The following is a 640-nucleotide window of genomic DNA, read 5'->3' on the forward strand; positions in this document are numbered from 1 at the left end:
GGCCACCGAGTCAACAGTGAAATACTACCCGTCGGTGACTGCGACTCTCACTCCGGGAGGAGGACACCGATAGCCGGGCAGTTTGACTGGGGCGGTACGCGCTCGAAAAGATATCGAGCGCGCCCTATGGCTATCTCAGCCGGGACAGAGACCCGGCGAAGAGTGCAAGAGCAAAAGATAGCTTGACAGTGTTCTTCCCAACGAGGAACGCTGACGCGAAAGCGTGGTCTAGCGAACCAATTAGCCTGCTTGATGCGGGCAATTGATGACAGAAAAGCTACCCTAGGGATAACAGAGTCGTCACTCGCAAGAGCACATATCGACCGAGTGGCTTGCTACCTCGATGTCGGTTCCCTCCATCCTGCCCGTGCAGAAGCGGGCAAGGGTGAGGTTGTTCGCCTATTAAAGGAGGTCGTGAGCTGGGTTTAGACCGTCGTGAGACAGGTCGGCTGCTATCTACTGGGTGTGTTATGGTGTCTGACAAGAACGACCGTATAGTACGAGAGGAACTACGGTTGGTGGCCACTGGTGTACCGGTTGTTCGAGAGAGCACGTGCCGGGTAGCCACGCCACACGGGGTAAGAGCTGAACGCATCTAAGCTCGAAACCCACTTGGAAAAGAGACACCGCAGAGGTCCCC

At 56.2% G+C, this 640-nt stretch carries 1 rRNA gene; it reads left to right on the plus strand.

The annotated features are described in order from the left end of the window. Positions 1 to 640 (plus strand): 23S ribosomal RNA (locus NDI54_RS21410); the annotation flags it as partial.

It is taken from the genome of Haloarcula terrestris, assembly GCF_031624315.1.
GTDB lineage: Archaea > Halobacteriota > Halobacteria > Halobacteriales > Haloarculaceae > Haloarcula > Haloarcula terrestris.